At 70.0% G+C, this 19,779-nt stretch carries 19 protein-coding genes, 2 pseudogenes and 2 riboswitches; of the genes and pseudogenes, 9 read left to right on the top strand and 12 right to left on the bottom strand.

Going from position 1 to position 19,779, the window contains the following annotated elements; genetic code table 11:
- The first annotated feature begins 6 nt into the window (after positions 1–6).
- The 6 genes and pseudogenes from OG828_RS16395 to OG828_RS49550 all read left to right on the top strand — a co-directional run bounded on the left by OG828_RS16395 (position 7) and on the right by OG828_RS49550 (position 4,019).
- Positions 7–609, top strand: a pseudogene (locus tag OG828_RS16395) (ADP-ribosyltransferase).
- A 49-nt stretch (positions 610–658) separates the two neighbouring features.
- The gene (locus tag OG828_RS16390; protein WP_328501557.1) at positions 659–1,579 is read left to right on the top strand and encodes a helix-turn-helix domain-containing protein; all 921 of its coding nucleotides are present in this window, start codon (positions 659–661) and stop codon (positions 1,577–1,579) included.
- 46 nt (positions 1,580–1,625) lie between these two features.
- Entirely contained in the window at positions 1,626–1,838 is a 213-nt protein-coding gene (locus OG828_RS16385; RefSeq protein WP_328356580.1) for an EF-hand domain-containing protein, read from the top strand.
- A 153-nt stretch (positions 1,839–1,991) separates the two neighbouring features.
- Positions 1,992–2,654 (top strand): NADPH-dependent F420 reductase, encoded by a 663-nt coding sequence (locus OG828_RS16380; protein WP_443060143.1) that lies wholly within the window; start codon positions 1,992–1,994, stop codon positions 2,652–2,654.
- A gap of 127 nt (positions 2,655–2,781) precedes the next feature.
- A pseudogene (locus OG828_RS16375) lies at positions 2,782–3,336 on the top strand (hypothetical protein).
- Between the two features lie 233 nt (positions 3,337–3,569).
- The gene (locus OG828_RS49550; protein ID WP_443062407.1) at positions 3,570–4,019 is read left to right on the top strand and encodes an endonuclease domain-containing protein; all 450 of its coding nucleotides are present in this window, start codon (positions 3,570–3,572) and stop codon (positions 4,017–4,019) included.
- 5 nt (positions 4,020–4,024) lie between these two features.
- Here the strand turns inward: OG828_RS49550 and OG828_RS16370 are convergent, their stop codons facing one another.
- From OG828_RS16370 to OG828_RS16335, 8 genes are all read right to left on the bottom strand, one after another.
- On the bottom strand, positions 4,025–4,582 hold the full coding sequence (locus OG828_RS16370) for a glycoside hydrolase family 25 protein (protein ID WP_328501556.1): 558 nt from the start codon (positions 4,580–4,582) through the stop codon (positions 4,025–4,027).
- Positions 4,583–4,832: 250 nt separating this feature from the next.
- Positions 4,833–5,585: an SDR family NAD(P)-dependent oxidoreductase gene (locus OG828_RS16365; RefSeq protein WP_328501555.1), complete on the bottom strand. Its 753-nt coding sequence runs from the start codon at positions 5,583–5,585 to the stop codon at positions 4,833–4,835.
- On the bottom strand, positions 5,582–6,559 hold the full coding sequence (locus OG828_RS16360) for a fumarylacetoacetate hydrolase family protein (protein WP_328501554.1): 978 nt from the start codon (positions 6,557–6,559) through the stop codon (positions 5,582–5,584). The genes OG828_RS16365 and OG828_RS16360 overlap by 4 nt, the downstream gene beginning before the upstream one ends.
- Positions 6,560–6,573: 14 nt before the next feature.
- On the bottom strand, positions 6,574–7,536 hold the full coding sequence (locus tag OG828_RS16355; RefSeq protein WP_443062406.1) for a VOC family protein: 963 nt from the start codon (positions 7,534–7,536) through the stop codon (positions 6,574–6,576).
- An 11-nt stretch (positions 7,537–7,547) separates the two neighbouring features.
- Positions 7,548–8,573 (bottom strand): amidohydrolase family protein, encoded by a 1,026-nt coding sequence (locus OG828_RS16350; protein WP_328501553.1) that lies wholly within the window; start codon positions 8,571–8,573, stop codon positions 7,548–7,550.
- Positions 8,570–9,718, bottom strand: coding sequence for an FAD-dependent oxidoreductase (locus OG828_RS16345; RefSeq protein WP_328501552.1), 1,149 nt, complete (start codon positions 9,716–9,718; stop codon positions 8,570–8,572). Before OG828_RS16345 ends, OG828_RS16350 begins: the two co-directional genes overlap by 4 nt.
- A 111-nt stretch (positions 9,719–9,829) precedes the next feature.
- Positions 9,830–10,804, bottom strand: a complete 975-nt coding sequence (locus tag OG828_RS16340) for a cyclase family protein (protein ID WP_328356557.1) — start codon at positions 10,802–10,804, stop codon at positions 9,830–9,832.
- Positions 10,783–11,757: a fumarylacetoacetate hydrolase family protein gene (locus tag OG828_RS16335; RefSeq protein ID WP_443060141.1), complete on the bottom strand. Its 975-nt coding sequence runs from the start codon at positions 11,755–11,757 to the stop codon at positions 10,783–10,785. Before OG828_RS16335 ends, OG828_RS16340 begins: the two co-directional genes overlap by 22 nt.
- A 137-nt stretch (positions 11,758–11,894) precedes the next feature.
- On the opposite strand from OG828_RS16335, the gene OG828_RS16330 reads away from it, so the two are divergent.
- Both OG828_RS16330 and OG828_RS16325 read left to right on the top strand, forming a co-directional pair.
- Positions 11,895–12,839 (top strand): LysR family transcriptional regulator, encoded by a 945-nt coding sequence (locus OG828_RS16330; protein WP_328356554.1) that lies wholly within the window; start codon positions 11,895–11,897, stop codon positions 12,837–12,839.
- A 115-nt stretch (positions 12,840–12,954) separates the two neighbouring features.
- Positions 12,955–14,232: an MFS transporter gene (locus OG828_RS16325; protein WP_328438451.1), complete on the top strand. Its 1,278-nt coding sequence runs from the start codon at positions 12,955–12,957 to the stop codon at positions 14,230–14,232.
- Here the strand turns inward: OG828_RS16325 and OG828_RS16320 are convergent.
- From OG828_RS16320 to gcvT, 4 genes are all read right to left on the bottom strand, one after another.
- Positions 14,219–15,601, bottom strand: a complete 1,383-nt coding sequence (locus OG828_RS16320) for an L-serine ammonia-lyase (protein ID WP_328501551.1) — start codon at positions 15,599–15,601, stop codon at positions 14,219–14,221. The two genes, OG828_RS16325 and OG828_RS16320, sit on opposite strands and share 14 nt — an antisense overlap.
- 95 nt (positions 15,602–15,696) lie before the next feature.
- Entirely contained in the window at positions 15,697–16,974 is a 1,278-nt protein-coding gene (gene glyA / locus OG828_RS16315; protein WP_328501550.1) for a serine hydroxymethyltransferase, read from the bottom strand.
- A gap of 14 nt (positions 16,975–16,988) precedes the next feature.
- The gene (gene gcvH, locus OG828_RS16310; protein ID WP_328501549.1) at positions 16,989–17,366 is read right to left on the bottom strand and encodes a glycine cleavage system protein GcvH; all 378 of its coding nucleotides are present in this window, start codon (positions 17,364–17,366) and stop codon (positions 16,989–16,991) included.
- Positions 17,367–17,464: 98 nt separating this feature from the next.
- Complete coding sequence (gene gcvT / locus OG828_RS16305; protein ID WP_328501548.1) at positions 17,465–18,583, bottom strand: glycine cleavage system aminomethyltransferase GcvT; 1,119 nt, start codon at positions 18,581–18,583, stop codon at positions 17,465–17,467.
- A gap of 37 nt (positions 18,584–18,620) precedes the next feature.
- A riboswitch (glycine riboswitch) is annotated at positions 18,621–18,728 on the bottom strand.
- Positions 18,729–18,828, bottom strand: a riboswitch (glycine riboswitch). It lies immediately after the preceding riboswitch.
- A 231-nt stretch (positions 18,829–19,059) separates the two neighbouring features.
- Here gcvT and OG828_RS16300 point away from each other — a divergent pair.
- A complete protein-coding gene (locus OG828_RS16300) occupies positions 19,060–19,728 on the top strand; it encodes an AAA family ATPase (protein WP_328438448.1) in 669 nt (222 codons plus the stop codon).
- Positions 19,729–19,779: the final 51 nt, after the last annotated feature.

The raw sequence follows: 19,779 nt of genomic DNA, 5'->3' as shown, positions 1-19,779 counted from the left end.
CCCCGCATGATCACAACTCGTCTGCGGCGGCGGGCTGTTGCCGCCGTCCTGTCCCTCGCGGCCGTCTTCTCCACGACGGCCGCCACGGTCCCCACGACGGCGCCCGCGAAGGCCGCCGCAGCCCCTGCCTGTCCCCAGTTCGACGACCCCGTCAAGGCGGCCGCCGACCGCCGCGTCGACATCTCCCGCATCACACCCACACCGGTCTGGCGCAAGACCTGCGGCACGCTGTACCGCGCCGACGGCCGCGGACCCGCGGTCGTCTTCGAAGAGGGCTTCCTGCCCAAGGACGTCCTCAACGGCCAGTACGACATCGAGAGCTACGTCCTCGTCAACCAGCCCTCGCCGTACGTGTCGACGTCGTACGACCACGACCTGTACAAGACCTGGTAGAAGTCGGGCTACAACTACTACATCGACGCCCCCGGCGGCATCGACGTCAACAAGACCATCGGCGACACCCACAAGTGGGCCGACCAGGTCGAGGTCGCCTTCCCCGGCGGTATCCACCGGAAGTACATCATCGGCGTCTGCCCGGTGAACAAGACGACCAAGGTCGAGATCATGAGCGGCTGCCAGAGCAACCCGCACTACGAGGCCTGGCACTGAACCGGGACCACTTGAGTCTCCACCCACTGGAAGCCCCAGACTCGCGGACATGAGCGAAGACGGCACCGCACTGTTCACCATCGGCGAGCTGGCCAGGGCCACCGGACTGACCGTGCGCACCATCCGCTACTGGTCGGACGAGGGCGCCCTGCCCCCGGTGACCCGGTCGACGGGCGGCTACCGCCTGTACGACGCCGGGTCCGTCGCCCGCCTGGAGCTGATCCGCACCCTGCGCGAACTGGGCCTCGGCCTGGACGACGTACGCAAGGTGATCAGCGGCGAGCAGGACATCGCGTCCGTCGCGGCCACGCACGTGGCGGCGCTGGACGCGCAGATCCGGTCGCTGAAGGTGACCCGTGCGGTGCTGTCGACCGTGGCGCGACGCGGCTCGACCGCGGAGGAGATGACCCTGATGAACAAATTGGCGCGGCTGTCGGCCGCGGAGCGGCGGCGGATTCTCGAGGAGTTCGTGGAGGAGATGTTCCACGGGCTCGACACCGCGGACCCGGTGATCCGGGAGCGGATGCGGAACATGACGGTGGACCTGCCGGACGAGCCGACGCCGGACCAGGTCGACGCCTGGGTGGAGCTGGCCGAGCTGTTGCAGGACCCGGGGTTCCGGGCGCAGATGAGGCAGGTGGCCGAATTCAACGCTGCCGGACGGCAGGGGCAGGACAGCCCGGCCGGAGTGTCGATGTGGTTCGCCCGCCGCCTCGTGCAGCTGGGGGCCGAAGCACGCGAGCGGGGCATCGCGCCCGAGGCGCCGGAGGCCGAGGAGATCCTGCGGGACCTGCTGGGCGCCGACGTCGACCGGGCCGCCGCACTGGAACGTCTGGAGGCGATGACCCATGACCGGGTGGCCCGCTACCGGGAGTTGCTGGCCCGGGTGAAGGGCGGCGGACCCGCGGCCGCGCACCGCGAGGAGTTCGCCTGGGTGGTCGCCGCGCTGCGTCATCGGGTGGCCCGATAATCTGACCCCCGCACACACGGAGCATGCATGACGAAGGGGCGGATCGGTGGCGGACATCGACGAAGCACGCAAGCATTTCGAGCGGATCGATACGGACGGTGACGGCTTCATCACCGCGGCCGAGTTCAAGACTGCCCTCGCCCAGCAGGGCGACTGGAACGTCACTGAGGCGGTCGCCGAGGTGATCATCGCCAGCCGGGACCTCAACGGCGACAAGCTCCTGTCGTTCGACGAGTTCTGGTCGTACCTGAACAAGTGACGTGAGTTGACGAAGGGGCGCCCGTCCGGCAGCGGACAGGCGCCCCTTCGCCACGCCCGGCGGAAGCATGTCCGGCGGAATAGCACGCCCGGTCCCGGAGTTGTTGCTCCCTGTCACGCACTGTCAGGAGCACCAACCCCGGAAGGGCCTGTCATGAAGATCGGCATCATCGGCGCGGGCAACATCGGCGGCAACCTCACCCGGCGGCTCACCGCCCTCGGTCACGACGTCTCCGTGGCCAACTCCCGCGGACCGCACACGCTCACCGCGCTCGCGGAGGAAACCGGCGCCACGCCCGTCAAGGTCGAAGAAGCGGCACGGGGCGCGGAGATCGTCGTGATCACGATCCCGACCAGGGCGGTACCCGACCTGCCGGCCGGGCTGCTGGACGGGGCGGCGGACGAGCTTGCCGTCATCGACACCAACAACTACTACCCCAAGCAGCGGGACGGCAGGATCGCCGCCATCGAGGACGAGGGCCTCACCGAAAGCCGCTGGACCGAACGGAACATCGGCCACCCCGTGATCAAGGCCTTCAACGGCACCTACGCCCAGGACATCCTGGAGCGCCCACGCCCGGCCGGCGACCCCGACCGCATGGCCCTCCCCGTCGCGGGCGACGACGAGGCGGCCAAGCGCAAGGTGCGTGCCCTGATCGACGACCTCGGCTTCGACACGGTGGACTCCGGCGGCATCGACGACTCCTGGCGCCAGCAGCCCGACACCCCGGTGTACGGCCTGCGGGCAGGCGCCGAGGCAGTGACGAAGGCACTGGCAGAGGCATCACGCGAACGCCCGGCAGCCTTCCGCGCCTGACACCCGGAGCGCGAGCAGGGGTCCGACGTGGCTGATGATGCCCGGTCTTCCGGCGACCGGCTCCACGTCGGATCGCTGCAACTACGCTTCCACCGCGCAGCCGATATTGAGCCAGACCGGGGGAATCGTGAACCGACCATTGCTGTTCCTCGACGTGGACGGGCCACTCAACCCCTATGCGGCCAAGCCGGAGAAGCGCCCCGACGGCTACACCACCCTCAGAGTGCCCCGGGACAGCGGAACTCCGGACGAACACAGAGGACTCTCGGCCCGGCGGCGACACCTGCGGGTCTGGCTCAACCCAGAGCACGGGCGACCCCTGCTCTAGCTCGGGTACGACCTGTGCTGGGCCACCACATGGATGGACCAAGCCAACCGGTGGATCGCCCCGGTGCTCGGTCTTCCCGAATTCCCCTTCGTCGACTTCGGCGACGCCTTGTTCCAGGACCGCCCCGACGGGGTCCACTGGAAGACCGGTGCCCTCGTGGACTACGCCAACGGCCGTCCCTTCGCCTGGGTGGACGACGAGCAGAGCGATCTGGACCAGGCATACGTGACCACCCACCACCACGGGCCTGGGCTTCTGCACCACGTCAATCCGCGCATCGGCCTGCGCGAGGACGACTTCCGCACGCTCGCCGACTTCGCCCGGTCCTTGGACACCCCAGGAGCCACCGGCTGAACCCTTAGACGTTCGTGCGCGTTACGCATGTTCGGGCGGCTCGTTGATCGGATTGTGTGTCGGCGAGTTACTGGGGGCCTTGTGGGGACGTGTGCGGCAGCGGGGACCTGGCGCCCATCACTCGTGGCCGCGCAACGGCTTCCAGAGAGCTCTGCTCCGGCCACTACCAGCAGCAGAGCAAGGGCCGACCGCTCACGCCGCTGCGCAAGAAGAGAGCCAACGGTGCCGTCCAGATGATGATCAAGCGCGGGCTCATCGAGTGCCTGGGGTGCGGCGAGCACAAGCCCGTAACCGACTACTCGCCTGTCAACGCATTGGGCGCTCCCCGGCCGTACTGCAAGCCATGCAACGCAGCGCGGGTCCGCCTCAGCAACTACAACGTGACTATGGAGTTCATTGACCAGTTGCGCCGGTTTCAGCAGGACATATGCGCGGTTTGCGGGACGACCCATACGGATTTGCGGGCCATGGATATCGATCACGATCATGCATGTTGTTCCGGTGGGCGCAGCTGTGGTGAATGCGCGCGAGGTCTCATCTGCAAGGACTGCAATGCCCATGGCCTCGGGTGGTACGAGGGCTTGCCGCCCGAGCTTCGCACCTTCGACCTGTTGAACGCATACCTGGCGGACCCACCCGCCAAGCGGCTCCGGTGCGAACTGGCTGCCTCAGCAGGCGGTTAGACGAATCAGGCGTTGTCGGCCCATGCCCGCAGCGCCGCCTTGCTCTCGAAGTCCGCCACGTTCTTGTCGATCGGGTTGCTCGTGTACTGGTGGAAGCGCCACTTCGCCTGGATGCGGGGTTTACCGGCGGTGACGTAGTCGGCGATCCAGAGGCCGTCGCCCGCGTACGACGTCGTGTCGATGTTGAGCCAGAAATTCCGGTTGCAGTACAAGATCACCCGGTGATTGGGCCGAAGCTCCTTCACCTTGCGGATGAACCGGTCCTTCTCCGCGTTGCTCGCGTGCGTGCCGTCGCCGGTGGTCTCCCAGTCGACGGCGAGGATGTCGCTGCCCTTTTCCGGGGCGTGCTTGACGAAGTACTCGGCCTGGGCGGTGAGGTTGCCGGGCCAGAGGAAGTGGTAGAAGCCGACGACCAGGCCGGCGTCGCGGCCCCTTTTCGTCTGGGCGGCGAGCTTCGGGTTGACGTACGAACGGCCTTCCGTCGCCTTGATGAAGACGAAGGAGAGGCCGTCGGTGTCGTAAGCGGAGGACTGGTAGGAACTCACGTCGATGCCGCGCAGCATGGGCGCTCCCGGAAGTGCTCGTGGGGGGACCGGAGTTGTTGAAGGTATGCCCCACCATGGCACGGGTGATCCGTCCTCGCGGGCGAGCGGCGGAATCTCACCCCCCGGATGCGCACCGGCATCAGCACTCGATGACTGCCGGACAGGCCGAAGCCGTCGGCTGCCGGCGAGGCCCCGTCGGGGATGTCGGTGACCGCCGCGGCGGCGCTCGCGCTGACCTTGTTCCCGTACGGGTCCTATCGGTCGGAGGTCAGGCGGAGGTCGACCGCAGGGCGTCGGAGATGGACTTGGCGCCGCCGTGTGCGGTGAAGCCGCCGTCGACGGGGATCTCGGCGCCGGTGATGAAGGAGGCGTCGTCGGAGAGGAGGAAGACCACCAGCGGGGTGATCTCGTCGACGGTGCCGGTGCGGGCCAGCGGCGTCTCGCGGATGTTCGCCTCGCGGAAGGCGGGCGCGGCGGAGGCGGTCATCTCGGTCTCGATGAAGCCGGGGTGGATGGTGTTCACGCGGATGCCCCGCGGGCCCAGCTCGACACAGGCCGCCTTCGACAGGCCGCGCAGCGCCCACTTGCTGGCCGTGTACGCGACCGGGTAGTGCCCGGTGAGCCCGGCGGAGGAGCCGACGTTGACGATCGACGAGCCCGGCGGCATCAACGGCGCCAGGTGCTGGATGGCAAGGAGCGGGCCGGTGACGTTGACCGCCTGGACGCGGGCGAAGTCCTCGGGCGTGACCTCGTGGAGCCGCGCGCGCCAGGTGATGCCGGCGTTGTTGACCAGGCCGTGGACCTCTCCGTACTGGCAGCGCAGCTCTTCGGCGAGCGCTGCCCACGCCTTCGCGTCGGTGACGTCCAGGCGCAGGCAGCCCGGAGCCTGAGTCACATCGGTGGCGACGACCACCGCCCCTGCGCGCGTCAGCGCCTCGGCCTCGGCCGCGCCCTGCCCGCGCGCGGCTCCGGTGACGATCACGACCTTGCCGTCCAGCCTGTTCACGGCCACGCTGTTCACGGGCGCAGCCTTGGGCGCTTGCGGGCCCGATGGACCGGTACCGGTCCATCGCCGGGCACGACGGTGTTGGAGACGGTGCCGATGCCCTCGACGGTGAGGGTGACGGTGTCGCCGGGCTTCAGCGGTGGCGGATCCTGGCGGCCGCGTACGCCCCACAGCTCGGCCAGGCAGCCGCCGTTGCCGCAGGTGCCGGAGCCGAGCACATCGCCCGGGCGGACGTAGGTGCCGCGCGAGGCGTAGGCGACCATCTCCTCGAAGGTCCAGCTCATGTTGGACAGCAGGTCCTTGCCGACCACCTCGCCGTTCACCGCGGCGGTCAGCGTCAGCCGCAGGAAACCGTCCGTGTCCCGGTACGGCTCCAGCTCGTCGGTGGTGACCAGGTACGGGCCGAGGGTGGCGGCGGTGTCCTTGCCCTTGCAGGGGCCCAACCCCACCTTCATTTCCGCGGATTGAAGGTCACGGGCGGACCAGTCGTTGAAGATCGTGTAGCCGATGATGTGGTCGCGGGCCCGCTCGGGTGTCAGGTCGCGGCCCTCGCGGCCGATGACGGCGGCGACTTCGAGTTCGAAGTCCAGGACCGAGGAGCCGGGCGGCACGGGCACGTCGTCGTGCGCGCCGATCACGGCGTACGGATTGGTGAAGTAGAAGGTCGGCGCGTCGTACCAGGCGTCGGGGACCCCGGCCGTGTTGTCGATGCTGCGTCGTACGCCCTCGACGTGTTCCTCGAAGGTGACGAAGTCCCGTACGGACGGTGGCTGGAGAGGCGGCAGCAGCCGCACCTGCGAGACATGCGTGCCGCCCGGCGCGGCCGGCGTGGCGTTGCCCGCCTCGCGCAGGGCCGCGGGGCCCGCCCGGAGCAGGTCGAGCAGCGAGGCGTGGCCGGGGATGGGGATGGGGATGGGGTAGAGGGTGCCGTCGTCATCCACGGTGGCGATGCTGCGGCGGCCGTGGTGTTCGTACGTGGCGAAGCGCATGGCAGTCCTGGGGCTCAGACCGGCGGGGCGACGAAGACGCCGGGGTCGACGTCGTTGAAGGACTCCTTGGCGATCAGTTCGTTCATCGGGTTCGCCGTGCCCCACTGGTCGGTGACCTCGGGCCGGGAGAAGTCGTAGACGTGCGGATGCCACGTGTCCTCATCGAGCTCCTCCAACTCCGTTGTGTACTCGACGGTGTTGCCGTGCGGGTCGAGGAAGTACGTGAAGGTGTTGTCGCCGGCCATGTGGCGGCCCGGGCCCCAGACCTTGCGGGCACCGGAGCGCATCACGCGTCCCGAGCCGCGCATGTACTCGTCCAGGCCGCGCATCTCGAACGAGACGTGGTGCAGGGAGGTGTGCGGCCCCTTGGCGAGGGCCATCGAGTGGTGCTGGCTGCTGATCCGCATGAAGTGCATGACCTCGCCCATGTGCGGGGAGCTGAGCGTGTCGGACAGCCGGAAGCCGAGGTGGCGTTCGTACCAGGTGCGGGTGCCGTCCAGGTCGGGGGAGTTGAGGACGACGTGCGAGAGGCGGACCGGGATGGCCTCCTTCTCCTCGATACGCCGGTGCTGCCGGGCCTCGACCTCCGCCGAGACCTCGATGGTGCGGCCGTCGCCGTCGAAGAAGCGGAAGCCGTAGCCCCCGCCGGGGGTGTCGACCTTGCCCGGCTGCGAGATCAACCGCACGCCGTCTGCGAGGAGTTGCTCGGCGAGCGTGTCCACGTGGGCGGCCGACGCGGTGCCGTAGGAGACGAGGTCGAGCCGCTTCTCGTCGGCCTTGCGGAGCCGTACGACGTACTGCTCGGGGCTGCCCTCGGCGGCCAGGAAGGAGATACCCGAGTCCTCGGCGACCTTGGTCAGGCCCCAGACTCCGGCGTAGAAGTCGAGCTGCTTGTCGTAGTCGGGCACGGCGAGGTCGACGTGCCGCAGGTGGGTGAGCAGACGGTTGGGCAGCTCGTTGGTCATGTCGTTGGTCATGTCGGGGCTCCTCAGGAGAGGCGCAGCAGCGTTGCCGCGTTGCCGCCGCGTACGGCGTGGAAGTGGGGGTCGGGCAGGTCCGTCTGGGCGCGCAGCGCGCCGACGGGGTCCTCGGTGCCCATGTCGAAGGGGAAGTCCGAGCCGAGCAGGACCCGGTCGGGACCGGCCACCCGGATCAGCTCGCGCAGGACGTGCGGGTCGTGGACGAGCGAGTCGAAGTACAGCCGCTTGAGGTAGCTGCTCGGCTCGGACGCGCAGCCCCGCGTGTCCGGTCTGGTCCGCCAGGCGTGGTCGGAGCGGCCGATGTGGGTGGGCAGGTAGCCGCCGCCGTGAGCGGCGATCACCTTCAGGCCGGGGTGGCGGTCCAGCACGCCGGAGAAGATGAGGTGGGAGAGCGCGACGGCGTTCTCGGTGGGCTGCCCGACCGTGTTGGACAGGTACCAGCGGTCCAGGCGCTCGTCGAGCGTGCAGCCGAAGGGGTGCAGGAAGAGCACGGCGCCGGTCTCCTCGGCGCGGGTCCAGAAGGGTGCGTACGCCGGGTCCGACAGCTCCAGGCCGGGCGCGTGCGAGGAGATCTCCACGCCCAGCAGCCCCTGCGCTTGGGCGTGGTCCAGCGCCTCCACGGCCAGCGCCGGATGCTGGAGCGGCACCAGACCGAGGCCGAGGAGCCGTTCGGGGGCCTGGGCGACGTGCGCGGCGGTGCCGGAGTTGGCCAGCTCCCACACCGTGCGGGCCAGGTCCTCGTCGGCCCAGTAGTGGTAGTGCGACGGGGAGGGCGAGACCAGTTGGAGGTCGACGCCGGAGGCGTCCATCGCGGTGAGCCGGGCCTTGACGTCGGTCAGTCGAGGGAGGCGGTCGCGGACCATCGGGCCGCTGACGGCGAGGGCGTCGGGGCCGTTGCGGCGGGCGTCGAGACTGCGGGCGGCGGCCAGCCCGGGGTGTCCGGCGACGGCCTCCTCGACCTGCGGAAGCAGGACGTGCGCGTGGACGTCGATGGTGGGGGTGGCCGAGATATTCGGTGTGTCCGGGGTCGTCACGGGGTCTCCTTCAGGGCGGACATCGTGCGGCCGATCAGACCGGGCACGTCGGCGTCGCGGATGCCGTCCAGCTGCCACTGGCCGAGCTGCACCGAGGCCTCGACGACCATGCGGACACGGTCGATCCGGCGCTCGTGGTACCGGGTCAGCAGATTGTCGAGAGAGTCGAGGGAATCCCACGACTCCTGCGCGCTCAGCAGCTCGGCCAGCACGGAGGCGTCCTCCAGCGACATGGCCGCGCCCTGCGCGAGAGTGGGCGGGCAGGCGTGGGCGGCGTCGCCGACCAGCACGACCCGGCCGCGGTGCCAGGAACCCTCGACGAGCAGCCGGTCGAACCAGGTGTAGTTGACCTCGGCCGGGTCGGTGATGCTCGCGGCGATCTCGGGCCAGGCGCCGCCGTACGAGACTGCCAGGCGTCGCATCTCGTCCGCGTACGTGGCCGGGTCGATGGAGGCGCGGTCGCGGTTGGCCTCGACGAGATAGGCGTAGATGGTGTTCTCGCTGGTGGGGCAGTAGCCGGCGATGTAGCAGGTCCCGCCGAAGGCCAGGTCCGTGCGCTCCACGCTCGCCGGGCGGGGTGCGGCGATGCGCCAGATGGCCATGCCGGTCGGCTCGGGCTTCTCGCTGATGCCGATCATCGCGCGGGTCAGGGAGTTGAGACCGTCGGCGGCGACGACGAGGTCGTAGTGGCCCTCGGTGCCGTCGCTGAAGCGGGCGGTGACGCCCGTGTCGTCCTGGACCAGCTCGTCCGCGGTGGTGCCGAGGCGGACGTGCGCGCCGCTCTCCCGGACCGCCTCGCACAGGATCTCCTGCAGCCGGGGCCGCTGCATGCCGATGGTCGCGGGCAGGTCCTCGCCGCCGGTACGGATGTCCTGCTGGACGTGGACCACATGGCCGTCGGGGGTGGCCAGGCCCACGGAGTCGAAGGCATAGCCGCTCTCCTGAACCTTGTCCCATACGCCCAGCTCGCGCAGCACGCGCAGCGCGTTGCCCTGGAGGGTGATGCCGGAGCCGAGGACGTTCCAGTCGGGTTTGGCCTCGATCAGGTCCACGGCGATGCCGGCTCGCCGCAGCAGCACGGTCACGGCGTTGCCGGAGGCGCCGCCGCCGATGACGAGGACGGTGCGGGGGCGGGGGTCGGTCATGGGGTCTCCCTGGGATGGAGCCGCGCGACGTCGGGCGGCAGGGGTGCCGGCGCGGGGCCGGGTGGGCAGTCGGGGCTGTCTGGGCGCCGTCCACCCGGCCGGTCCGGGGCGCTACTTGACGGCGATCGGGTTTACGGGGGAGCCGACGGCTCCGGTGATGGGCAGCGGAGCGGCGGTGAGCCAGAACTCGTACCGCCCGTCGGCCGCGCAGTGCTCGGCCAGCGCGTCGAGGTCCCACATCTCGCCTATGAGCAGGCCGATGTTGGGGATGGCAACCTGGTGCAGCGGCTGGAAGGCGTGGTCGAACTCGTTGGGCCGGACCTCGAAACCCCAGGTGTCGGTGGCGATCGCGGCGATCTCGCTGCCGTGCAGCCAGCCGGCGGTGGTGAAACTCAGCCCGGGCGAGGGACCGCCCGCGTACTCGCCCCAGCCGTCGCGCTTGGCGCGGGCCAGCCGTCCGGTGCGGACGAGGACGAGGTCGCCGCGGCCGACGGTGACGCCGTGCGCCTCGGCGCCGGCGGTCAGGTGCTCCTCGGTGATGGCGAAGCCGTCGGGCAGTTCGCCGTTCTCGCCGACGACCAGACCCACATCGAGGAGGACGCCCCGCCCGGCCACGTACGGCGCCATGTGCTCGATGCCGGTGACGAGGTCGCCGTCGGAAGTGACGACCTTCTCGGCGGACCGCCCGTTCCATGCCTTGCCATGGTCGAAGATGTGGCCGAGACCGTCCCACTGGGTGGAGCACTGCAGCGGCATCGCGATCACGTCGTCGGCGCCGCCGAAGCCGTGCGGGAAACCCTGGTTGCCCAGGGCGGCGTCGGTGCCGGTGTCGAGCATGGTGTGCACCGGATTCGTGCGCCGCCGCCAGCCCTTCTGCGGGCCGTTCATCTCGAAACGCTGGGAGAGCGAGAAGCTGACGCCGTCGCGGACGAGGGCCGCGCCCTCACGGCGCTTTTCGGCGTCCAGGAAGTTGAGCGTGCCGAGGACGTCGTCCTCGCCCCAACGGCCCCAGTTCGAGTACGCCTTGGCGGCCTCGGCGATCGCGCCCTCGGGGTCGTGTCGGTTCACGAGGCCTCCCCGACGCATCGGGTGCGCTGCACACCCAGACCGGTGATGGACCCCTCCATGACGTCGCCGTCGCGCAGCAGTCGCCCCCAGTGCAGGCCGTTGCCGGCCGGGCTGCCCGTCAGCACCAGGTCGCCGGGCAGGAGTTGAGCGGTCTGGGAGATGTACGACACCAGCCGCGCGATGCCGAAGAGCATGTCCTTGGTGGACTCGTCCTGCATGGTGTCGCCGTTCAGCCTCAGCGTGACCCGCAGGTCGCCGGGGTCGGCGATCGACTCGGCCGGGACCAGCCATGGGCCGAGCGGGGTGAAGCCGGGCGCGTTCTTGCAGCGCAGCCAGTCGGTGCCGATGGCCTTCATGTCCCGCCGGAAGACGGTCGCGCGGTCGGTGAGGTCGTTGGCGATCGTGTACCCGGCGACGTACTCCAGCGCCTCCTCGACGGACACACGGTAGGCGGGCTTGGCGATCACAGCCGCCAGCTCCAGCTCCCAGTCGGGCTGCCCGGCCCACGCGGGCAGTACGACGTCGTCGTAGGGGCCGCTGATCGTGGTCGGCAGGCCGATGAAGACGTACGGGAGGTCCTCGGCGGCCCGCTTGTCCATGATCGCCGCGATCTCGGCGCGGGCCTCCTCGACGGTGCGCGGGTCGTCCGGGGCGCGGTGCGCGAGCTCCAGGTCGATCACGTGCTGCCGGTAGTTGGCGCCGGACTGGAAGACCTGCCGGGGCTCGACGGGCGCGTGCACGTTCAGGTCGTCGAGCGACAGCCAGTCACCGGCCGGATCGCTCGCGAGGCCGTGCAGGCGCGGCAGTTCCTCGTCCCAGCGCTCCAGGAGCGCGAGGGTGGTCGTACGCAGGTCCAGCACCCTGCCGTCCGGGAGCACCAGTCCCGCGGACGGGGTCCGGGCCGGGGCGGAGAAGGTGCCGAGGGCGAAGGAGCCGGTGAAGAGGGGCGCCGGCGTGGCTGCGGATTTCACGGAGATGTCCTCCCGATTGCGATGTCACCAATCTGGCGCGTAAATTGCGATCGGGGAAATCGATTCCTTGGATGATCCGAATCCAGACGACGAATACCCGTGGCCTCTCAGTTTTCTACTCCGCACCGGGACATCTCGTGAACCTGGCCAGCCTGGACCTCAACCTCGTCGTCGCCCTGCGCGCCCTCCTGGAGGAGCGCAACGTCACCAAGGCGGGCCGGCGCATCGGGCTCAGCCAGCCCGCCATGAGTGCCGCCCTGGCCCGGCTGCGCCGCCACTTCGACGACGACCTGCTCTCCAGGGTCGGCGGACGCTACGAACTGACCGCCCTCGGCCTGGCCCTCCTCGACCGCACCACCACCGCCTGCGACCTGCTCGAACGCGTCTTCACCAGCCAGGCGGTGTTCGACCCCGCCCGCGAGGAGCACGAGTTCACGCTGATCGCTTCCGACTACGCGGTGGCCGTCTTCGGTGCCGAACTTGCCCGCACCGTCCACACCGAGGCTCCGGGGATCAGGCTGCGCTTCAGGCAGCCCCCGACGGACCTCACCGAGAACACCGGGGCGCTGCTGAGCACCGCCGACGGGCTGCTGTTGCCGCACGGCATCATCGGCGACTTTCCCGCCGTGGAGCTCTACCGGGACCGCTGGGTCTACCTCGTCGCCGACGACAACCCCGAGGTCGGCGAGCAGCTCACCCTCGACGACCTGGCCCGGCTGCCGTGGGTGACGTACCAGCGCACGTACGACGCACCCGCCGCCCGTCAGATCGCCATGCTCGGTATCGAGCCGCGCGTCGAAGTCTCCGTCGACAGCTTCCAGTTGATGCCCCTCCTGGTCGCGGGCACCCGGCGGGTCGCCCTGATCCAGGGGCATCTCGCCGACCGACTGGACGGACTCGTCCCCGTACGGGTCGTGGAACCGCCCTACGACGCCGTGCCGCTCAGGGAAGCCCTGTGGTGGCACCCGGTGCACACGCACGACGCGGCGCACATCTGGCTGCGGGAGACGGCGGCCCGGGTCGCCGAGACCATCCACGGCAAGGATGATCGTGATCCGGGAGATCGATCGGACAGAGGCTAGGCAGGGCTGGGCCGCTCACTCATAGTCAACGCCAGATCCTCCGCACGCTCCTCTCCACGGGGTCTCTGTGTCCCGATGGCGTGCCGTCCCTCCCCTCGCCACATGGAGTCCCCGCATGCCCGCTTCCATGCCTCCGCCCGCCTACGCGGAACCAGTGCCGCCGTCCGGTGTGACACTTCCGGCGTCCGGTGCCGCGCACCGGCTGCGCGTCTCCCTCCTCATGGCCGGCAGCTGTCTGCCGATCCTCGGGGCCGTTCTGATCGCCCCCGTGCTGCCCAAGATGCAGGACCACTTCGCCGACGTGCCCGGCGCGGGCGTCCTGGTCCCGATGGCCCTCACCGTCCCGGCCCTGGCGCTGGGCCTGCTGGCACCCTTCGCGGGCGTCATCGTCGACCGGCTCGGCCGCAAGCGCCTGCTGATCGCCGCGACCGTGCTGTACGCGATCTTCGGCACCGCCCCGCTGTGGCTGGAGTCGCTGGGCGCCATCGTGGCCAGCCGCGCCCTGGTAGGTGTCGCCGAAGCCGCCATCATGACCTGCTGCACCACGCTGATCGGCGACTACTACAGCGGTCGGGTACGGGACCGCTACCTCGCCCTCCAGACGATGTGTGCCTCCGCCTCCGCGACCGCGTTCTTCGTCATCGGCGGTGCCGCCGGGGCGGCCGGCTGGCGGACCCCGTTCTGGATCTATGCCGTCAGCCTGCTCATCGCTCCGCTCATGGCCATCGGGCTGCCGAAGCCGACCGCGGTGGCCACGGGTGCTGCCGCCGAGGACGGGGAGGGCGCGGTCGTCCCGAAGCGCCCCTTCCCCTTCCGGCGGCTGGCCGGGATCTGCGGACTCACCGTGTTCGGGGCCGTCGTCTTCTACACCGTCCCGGTGGAGATGTCCTATCTGCTGGACGACCTCGGCGTGACGGCGACCAGCGTGATCGGGCTGGCAACGGCCATCGCGAGCGCCGCCACCGTGGCCGGTGCGATCACCTTCGCCAAGCTGCGCGGGGCCCCGGGGCGCCGGTTGCCGCTCGTCTTCGCCCTGTGCGCTGCCGGGTTCGCGGTGATGTGGCTCGCGGACAGCGCGCCGCTGCTGATCGTCGGCGCCGTACTCAACTGCCTGGGCACCGGTCTCCTGCTGCCCTCCCTGCTCACCATCGCCATGTCCAAGCTGGACTTCGCCGACCGAGGCCGCGGCACCGGCCTGTGGACCGCGTCCTTCTTCATCGGCCAGTTCATCTGCCCGCTGGTACTGATCGCGGCCGAGTCCGCCCTCGGCACCCTGGCCGCCGCCGTCGGCCTGCTCGGCCTGACCTCGGCCGTCGTTGCGGCAGGTCTGTTCCTGCCCGCCCGGCGCAAGGCCGCGGCCGTCGCAGCGGCCTGTTCTCTCAGCACTCGATGATGTTCACAGCGAGCCCGCCCCGAGCCGTCTCCTTGTACTTCACGCTCATGTCGGCGCCCGTCTCCTTCATCGTCTTGATGACCTTGTCGAGGGAGACCTTGTGGGAGCCGTCGCCGCGCATGGCCATGCGGGCGGCGGTGACGGCCTTCACGGCGGCCATGCCGTTGCGTTCGATGCAGGGGATCTGGACGAGGCCGCCGACGGGGTCGCAGGTGAGGCCGAGGTTGTGTTCCATGCCGATCTCGGCGGCGTTCTCGACCTGTTCGGGGCTGCCGCCGAGGACTTCGGCGAGGGCGCCCGCCGCCATGGAGCAGGCGGAGCCGACCTCGCCCTGGCAGCCGACCTCGGCGCCGGAGATGGAGGCGTTCTCCTTGAAGAGCATGCCGATGGCGCCGGCGGCCAGCAGGAAGCGGACGATGTCGTCTTCCTTGCCTCCTTCGGAAGCGGCGCCGGGCACGAAGTTGATGTAGTAGTGCAGGACCGCCGGGATGATGCCGGCCGCGCCGTTCGTGGGGGCCGTCACGACCCTGCCGCCGGCCGCGTTCTCCTCGTTCACGGCCATCGCGTAGAGCGTGATCCACTCCATGGCCAGGGCCTTGGGGTCGCCCTCCGAGCGCAGCTTTCGGGCCGTGTTGGCGGCTCGCCGCCGTACTTTCAGGCCGCCCGGCAGGATGCCCTCGCGGGACATGCCGCGGGTCACGCACTCCCGCATCGCCTGCCAGATCTCCAGCAGGCCCGCGCGGATCTCCTCCTCGGTCCGCCAGGCCCGCTCGTTCTCCAGCATCAGTGCGGAGATCGACAGGCCGGTCTCCTGCGTGAGGCGCAGCAACTCGTCGCCCGTGCGGAAGGGGTACTTCAGGACCGTGTCGTCGAGTTTGATGCGGTCGGCGCCGATCGCGTCCTCGTCGACGACGAAGCCGCCGCCCACGGAGTAGTAGGTCTTGGAGAGGAGTTCGGCGCCGGAGGCGTCGTGCGCCCAGAGCGTCATGCCGTTCGCGTGGTAGGGGAGTGCCTTACGGCGGTGCAGGACCAGGTCCTTGTCGAAAGTGAAGGCGATCTCCCGCTCGTCGAGCAGCCGGAGCCGGCCCGCCGCCTTGATGTCCTCCACTCGCTGGTCGGCGGTCTCGACGTCCACCGTGCGCGGTGACGCGCCCTCCAGTCCGAGCAGGACCGCCTTGGGCGTGCCATGGCCGTGTCCGGTCGCGCCCAGGGAGCCGTACAGCTCGGCCCGTACGGACTCGGTGGAGTCCAGGACTCCTTCGTTCCGCAGACGCAGGGCGAACATACGGGCCGCGCGCATCGGGCCCACGGTGTGGGAGCTGGACGGGCCGATGCCGATCGAGAACAGGTCGAAGACCGAGATGGCCACGGGGACTCCTCACAGCGGGGGTGGTGGGACACCCGGCCACCCGCCCTGATCGCCGGATGACGAGTGCCGGGTGCCGGGTGCCCCACCAGGGGGACTTACTTGTTCAGGCCGGGATACAGCGGGTGCTTGTCCGCGAGCGCGGTGACCCTGGCCTTGAGCGTTTCGATGTCGGCCTCCCCGAAGGGAGATGGCGCCTTGAGCGCCTCGGCGATGACGTCCGCGACCTCGGCGAAGTCCTCGGTGGTGAAGCCGCGGGTGGCGAGGGCGGGGGTGCCGATGCGGAGGCCCGAGGTCACCATCGGCGGACGCGGGTCGTTCGGGATGGCGTTGCGGTTGACCGTGATACCGACCTCGTGGAGTCGGTCCTCGGCCTGCCGGCCGTCCAGCGCGGAGTTGCGCAGGTCGACCAGGACCAGGTGTACGTCCGTGCCGCCGGAGAGCACGTCGACGCCCTCCGCCTTCACGTCCTCCCGCACCAGGCGCTCGGCGAGGATGCGGGCACCCTCCAGGGTACGGCGCTGCCGTTCCTTGAAGTCCTCCGATGCGGCGACCTTGAAGGCGACCGCCTTGGCGGCGATCACATGCTCCAGAGGCCCGCCCTGCTGGCCGGGGAACACCGCCGAGTTGATCTTCTTCGCGAGCTCGGCGGTGGAAAGGATCACGCCGCCGCGCGGGCCGCCCAGCGTCTTGTGGGTGGTCGTGGTGACCACGTGCGCGTGCGGGACGGGGTTCGGGTGCAGCCCGGCCGCCACCAGACCGGCGAAGTGCGCCATGTCGACCATCAGGTACGCGCCGACCTCGTCCGCGATCCGTCGGAACGCGGCGAAGTCCAGCTGCCGCGGGTAGGCCGACCAGCCCGCCACGATCAGCTTCGGCTTGGACTCCTTGGCCAGCCGCTCGACCTCGGCCATGTCGACGACACCGGAGTCGTCCACGTGGTAGGCGACCACGTCGTACAGCTTGCCGGAGAAGTTGATCTTCATGCCGTGGGTCAGGTGCCCGCCGTGCGCGAGGTTCAGGCCCATGATCGTGTCACCGGGCTTGAGCAGCGCGAACATCGCCGCCGCGTTGGCCTGGGCGCCCGAGTGGGGCTGCACGTTGGCGTGTTCGGCGCCGAACAGCTCCTTGACCCGGTCGATCGCGATCTGCTCGACCACGTCGACGTGCTCGCAACCGCCGTAGTAGCGGCGGCCCGGGTAGCCCTCGGCGTACTTGTTGGTCAGGACCGAGCCCTGCGCCTCCATGACCGCGACCGGCGCGAAGTTCTCCGAGGCGATCATCTCGAGCGTGGACTGCTGGCGGTCCAGCTCGGCGTCGACGGCGGCGGCGACGTCCGGGTCCAGCTCGTGCAGGGGGGTGTTGAGGACAGACATGCTTGTACGACTCCTCAGCCGGCGGAAAAGGCGGTGTACTCGTTGGCGGAGAGCAGGTCGGACGGCTCCTCGGCGACTCGTACCTTGAAGAGCCAACCGCCTTCGAAGGGGGCGGAGTTCACCAGCGACGGGTCGTTGACCACGTCCTCGTTGACCTCGGTGATCTCGCCGCTGACCGGGGAGTACAGGTCGCTGACCGACTTGGTCGACTCCAACTCGCCGCAGGTCTCGCCCGCGGTCACGGCGTCACCGACCGTGGGGAGGTCGACGAAGACGACATCGCCGAGCGCGTTGGCCGCGTGCTCCGTGATGCCGACTGTCGCGACGCCGTCCTCGGCGGCCGACAGCCACTCGTGCTCCTTGCTGTAGCGCAGCTGCTGGGGGTTGCTCATGTCCTGAATTCTCCTGTACGCGGGGAGTGCTGGTGAATGGGGGACTACGGAAGACGGTTGTGAGCAGGGAGGATGTGCCCGGCATCACGGCCCAGTGTCTACTTCTGGCGCTTGTAGAACGGCAGCGCCACGACCTCGTACGGCTCATGGCTGCCGCGGATGTCCACACCGACCCCGGCCGTACCGGGCGCCGCGTGCGCGGCGTCGACATAGGCCATCGCGATCGGCTTGCCCAGCGTGGGCGAGGGGGCGCCGGAGGTGACCTCGCCGATCACCTCGCCGCCCGCGACGACGGCGTACCCGGCGCGCGGCACCCGGCGGCCCTCGGCGACGAGCCCGACGAGGACGCGCGGCGGGTTCGACTGGGCCCGGGCGGCGGCCTCGGTCAGCGCCGCGCGCCCCACGAAATCGCCCTCCTTCTCGAACTTCACCACCCGGCCGAGCCCGGCGTCGAAGGGCGTCAGCGCGGTCGACAGCTCATGCCCGTACAGCGGCATGCCCGCCTCCAGGCGCAGGGTGTCCCGGCAGGAGAGGCCGCACGGGACCAGGCCCGCGCTCTCGCCCGCCTTGGTCAGGGCCTGCCACAGCTCGACCGCGTGCTCCGGCTTCACGAACAGCTCGAAGCCGTCCTCGCCGGTGTAGCCGGTGCGGGCGATGAGAGCGGGGACGCCGGCGACGGTGCCGGGCAGGCCGGCGTAGTACTTCAGGCCGTCGAGGTCGGCGTCGGTGAGGGAGGCGAGGATGCCGGGGGACTCGGGGCCCTGGACGGCGATGAGGGCGTAGGCGTCGCGATCGTCGCGCACCTCGGCGTCGTACCCCTCGGAGCGCGCCACCAGCCCATCCAGGACAATCTGCGCGTTGCCGGCATTCGCCACGACCAGGTACTCGGTCTCGGCCAGCCGGTAGACGATCAGGTCGTCGAGGATGCCGCCGTCCTCGCGGCAGATCATGGTGTAGCGGGCGCGGCCGGGCTTGACGGCGCTGATGTTGCCGACGAGGGCGTAGTCCAGCAGGGCGGCGGCCTGGGGGCCGGTCACCGTGATCTCGCCCATGTGCGAGAGGTCGAAGAGCCCGGCCCGGGTGCGTACGGCGAGGTGCTCCTCGCGCTCGGAGCCATAGCGCAGGGGCATGTCCCAGCCGGCGAAGTCGGTCATCGTCGCGCCCAGCGAACGATGCAGGGCATCGAGCGCGGTGTGACGGAGAGGCGTACTGCTCATCGGATCTGCTCCCAAAGGCATGACAGGCGAGGAAAGTTCCTCCCCATCTGTCATCGGAACCTGAGAGGTTCGCCGTGACCGGTGAAGATCACGGTTTGCACCTTGGGTGGAGCCACTGCGGCAGCGGCCCGCTTTTCAGATGTGCCTCGCCCGCGCGGTAACGGGGCCTGAGAGATTCAAGGGAGGGACTTGCTCCTTCGGCGCCCCAGCGACAGCGGTGCTGGGAACTCTCCCGCGCGGATTCAAGCGGCCGGTATGCAGTTTGGCGGGCACATCATTGCACGCATCGGCCGACCGCGGCAGGGGGACCTATGAAGGTAGCCGTCCACAGGGGTCGCTCAGGATTCACAGTCGGGCACAGTGGCCTGTAGCAGGCTTGTTGCGGGAAGCGGACGTAAACGGGAGGGCCGCGTATTACCTTCTCTTTACACTCGACGGGGATGGGAACTCCCGACCCCATGGGGAGGACGATCACGGTGAACAGGATCACGGCGTACGCCACCAGCTCGGCCGTCGCGCTGCCCGAGCAGCACACCGCTCCGGCCAGGGAGGCCTGCGGCGCGCACCGGGCGCCCGTCGTCCGGGATCTGCGCGACCGTGGAGGCCGCAGCCCGCACGCACTGCTCTTCGGCCCCAAGGACCTCGTCGTGATCACCGGCCTGCCCGGAAGCGGAAAGTCCACGCTGATGGCGCGCACGGTCAAGGGCCCCCGGATCGACTCCCAGGACACCCGCGACCGCTGGGACACTCGCGCGCCCCGCTTCCTGCCGTACGCGGTCTACCGCCCCCTGGTCCGCCTCGCGCACTACACCGGACTGCGCCGCGCCCTGCGCACCGGCACCGGAGTCGTCGTCCACGACTGCGGTACGCAGTCCTGGGTGCGCCGCTGGCTGTCCCGCGAGGCCCGCCGCCGCGGCGGCACCCTGCACCTGCTGCTCCTCGACGTCGCCCCCGGCACCGCCCTGGAGGGCCAGCGCGAACGCGGCCGCGGCGTCTCCCGCTACGCCTTCCTGCGCCACCGCACGGCGGCCGCCCGGCTGATCCGCGCCGTGGAGCGCGGCGACCTGCCCGACGGCTGCGGCTCGGCGGTCCTGCTCGACCGCGACGCGGCGGACGTGCTGCGCAGAATCGGCTTCACGGGCTGAGGCCTCACGGGCTGAACCCGGTATTCCACCCGCTAGCCTTTGAGTCACAGC

The sequence above is a fragment of the Streptomyces sp. NBC_00457 genome (genome assembly GCF_036014015.1).
Taxonomy (GTDB): Bacteria; Actinomycetota; Actinomycetes; order Streptomycetales; family Streptomycetaceae; genus Streptomyces.
The sequence above is the reverse complement of the archived record's forward strand: the minus strand, read 5'-3'. Positions and strand labels throughout refer to the sequence as shown.

Bases quoted from the DNA above. Each gene is read 5' to 3' on its own strand.
- OG828_RS16390 (WP_328501557.1), top strand. From the start codon at position 659: ATGAGCGAAGACGGCACCGCACTGTTCACCATCGGCGAGCTGGCCAGG.
- OG828_RS16380 (WP_443060143.1), top strand. From the start codon at position 1,992: ATGAAGATCGGCATCATCGGCGCGGGCAACATCGGCGGCAACCTCACC.
- OG828_RS49550 (WP_443062407.1), top strand. From the start codon at position 3,570: ATGATGATCAAGCGCGGGCTCATCGAGTGCCTGGGGTGCGGCGAGCAC.
- OG828_RS16370 (WP_328501556.1), bottom strand. From the start codon at position 4,582: ATGCTGCGCGGCATCGACGTGAGTTCCTACCAGTCCTCCGCTTACGAC.
- OG828_RS16360 (WP_328501554.1), bottom strand. From the start codon at position 6,559: ATGCGCTTCGCCACGTACGAACACCACGGCCGCCGCAGCATCGCCACC.
- OG828_RS16355 (WP_443062406.1), bottom strand. From the start codon at position 7,536: ATGACCAACGACATGACCAACGAGCTGCCCAACCGTCTGCTCACCCAC.
- OG828_RS16345 (WP_328501552.1), bottom strand. From the start codon at position 9,718: ATGACCGACCCCCGCCCCCGCACCGTCCTCGTCATCGGCGGCGGCGCC.
- OG828_RS16340 (WP_328356557.1), bottom strand. From the start codon at position 10,804: ATGCGTCGGGGAGGCCTCGTGAACCGACACGACCCCGAGGGCGCGATC.
- OG828_RS16325 (WP_328438451.1), top strand. From the start codon at position 12,955: ATGCCCGCTTCCATGCCTCCGCCCGCCTACGCGGAACCAGTGCCGCCG.
- glyA (WP_328501550.1), bottom strand. From the start codon at position 16,974: ATGTCTGTCCTCAACACCCCCCTGCACGAGCTGGACCCGGACGTCGCC.
- gcvH (WP_328501549.1), bottom strand. From the start codon at position 17,366: ATGAGCAACCCCCAGCAGCTGCGCTACAGCAAGGAGCACGAGTGGCTG.
- gcvT (WP_328501548.1), bottom strand. From the start codon at position 18,583: ATGAGCAGTACGCCTCTCCGTCACACCGCGCTCGATGCCCTGCATCGT.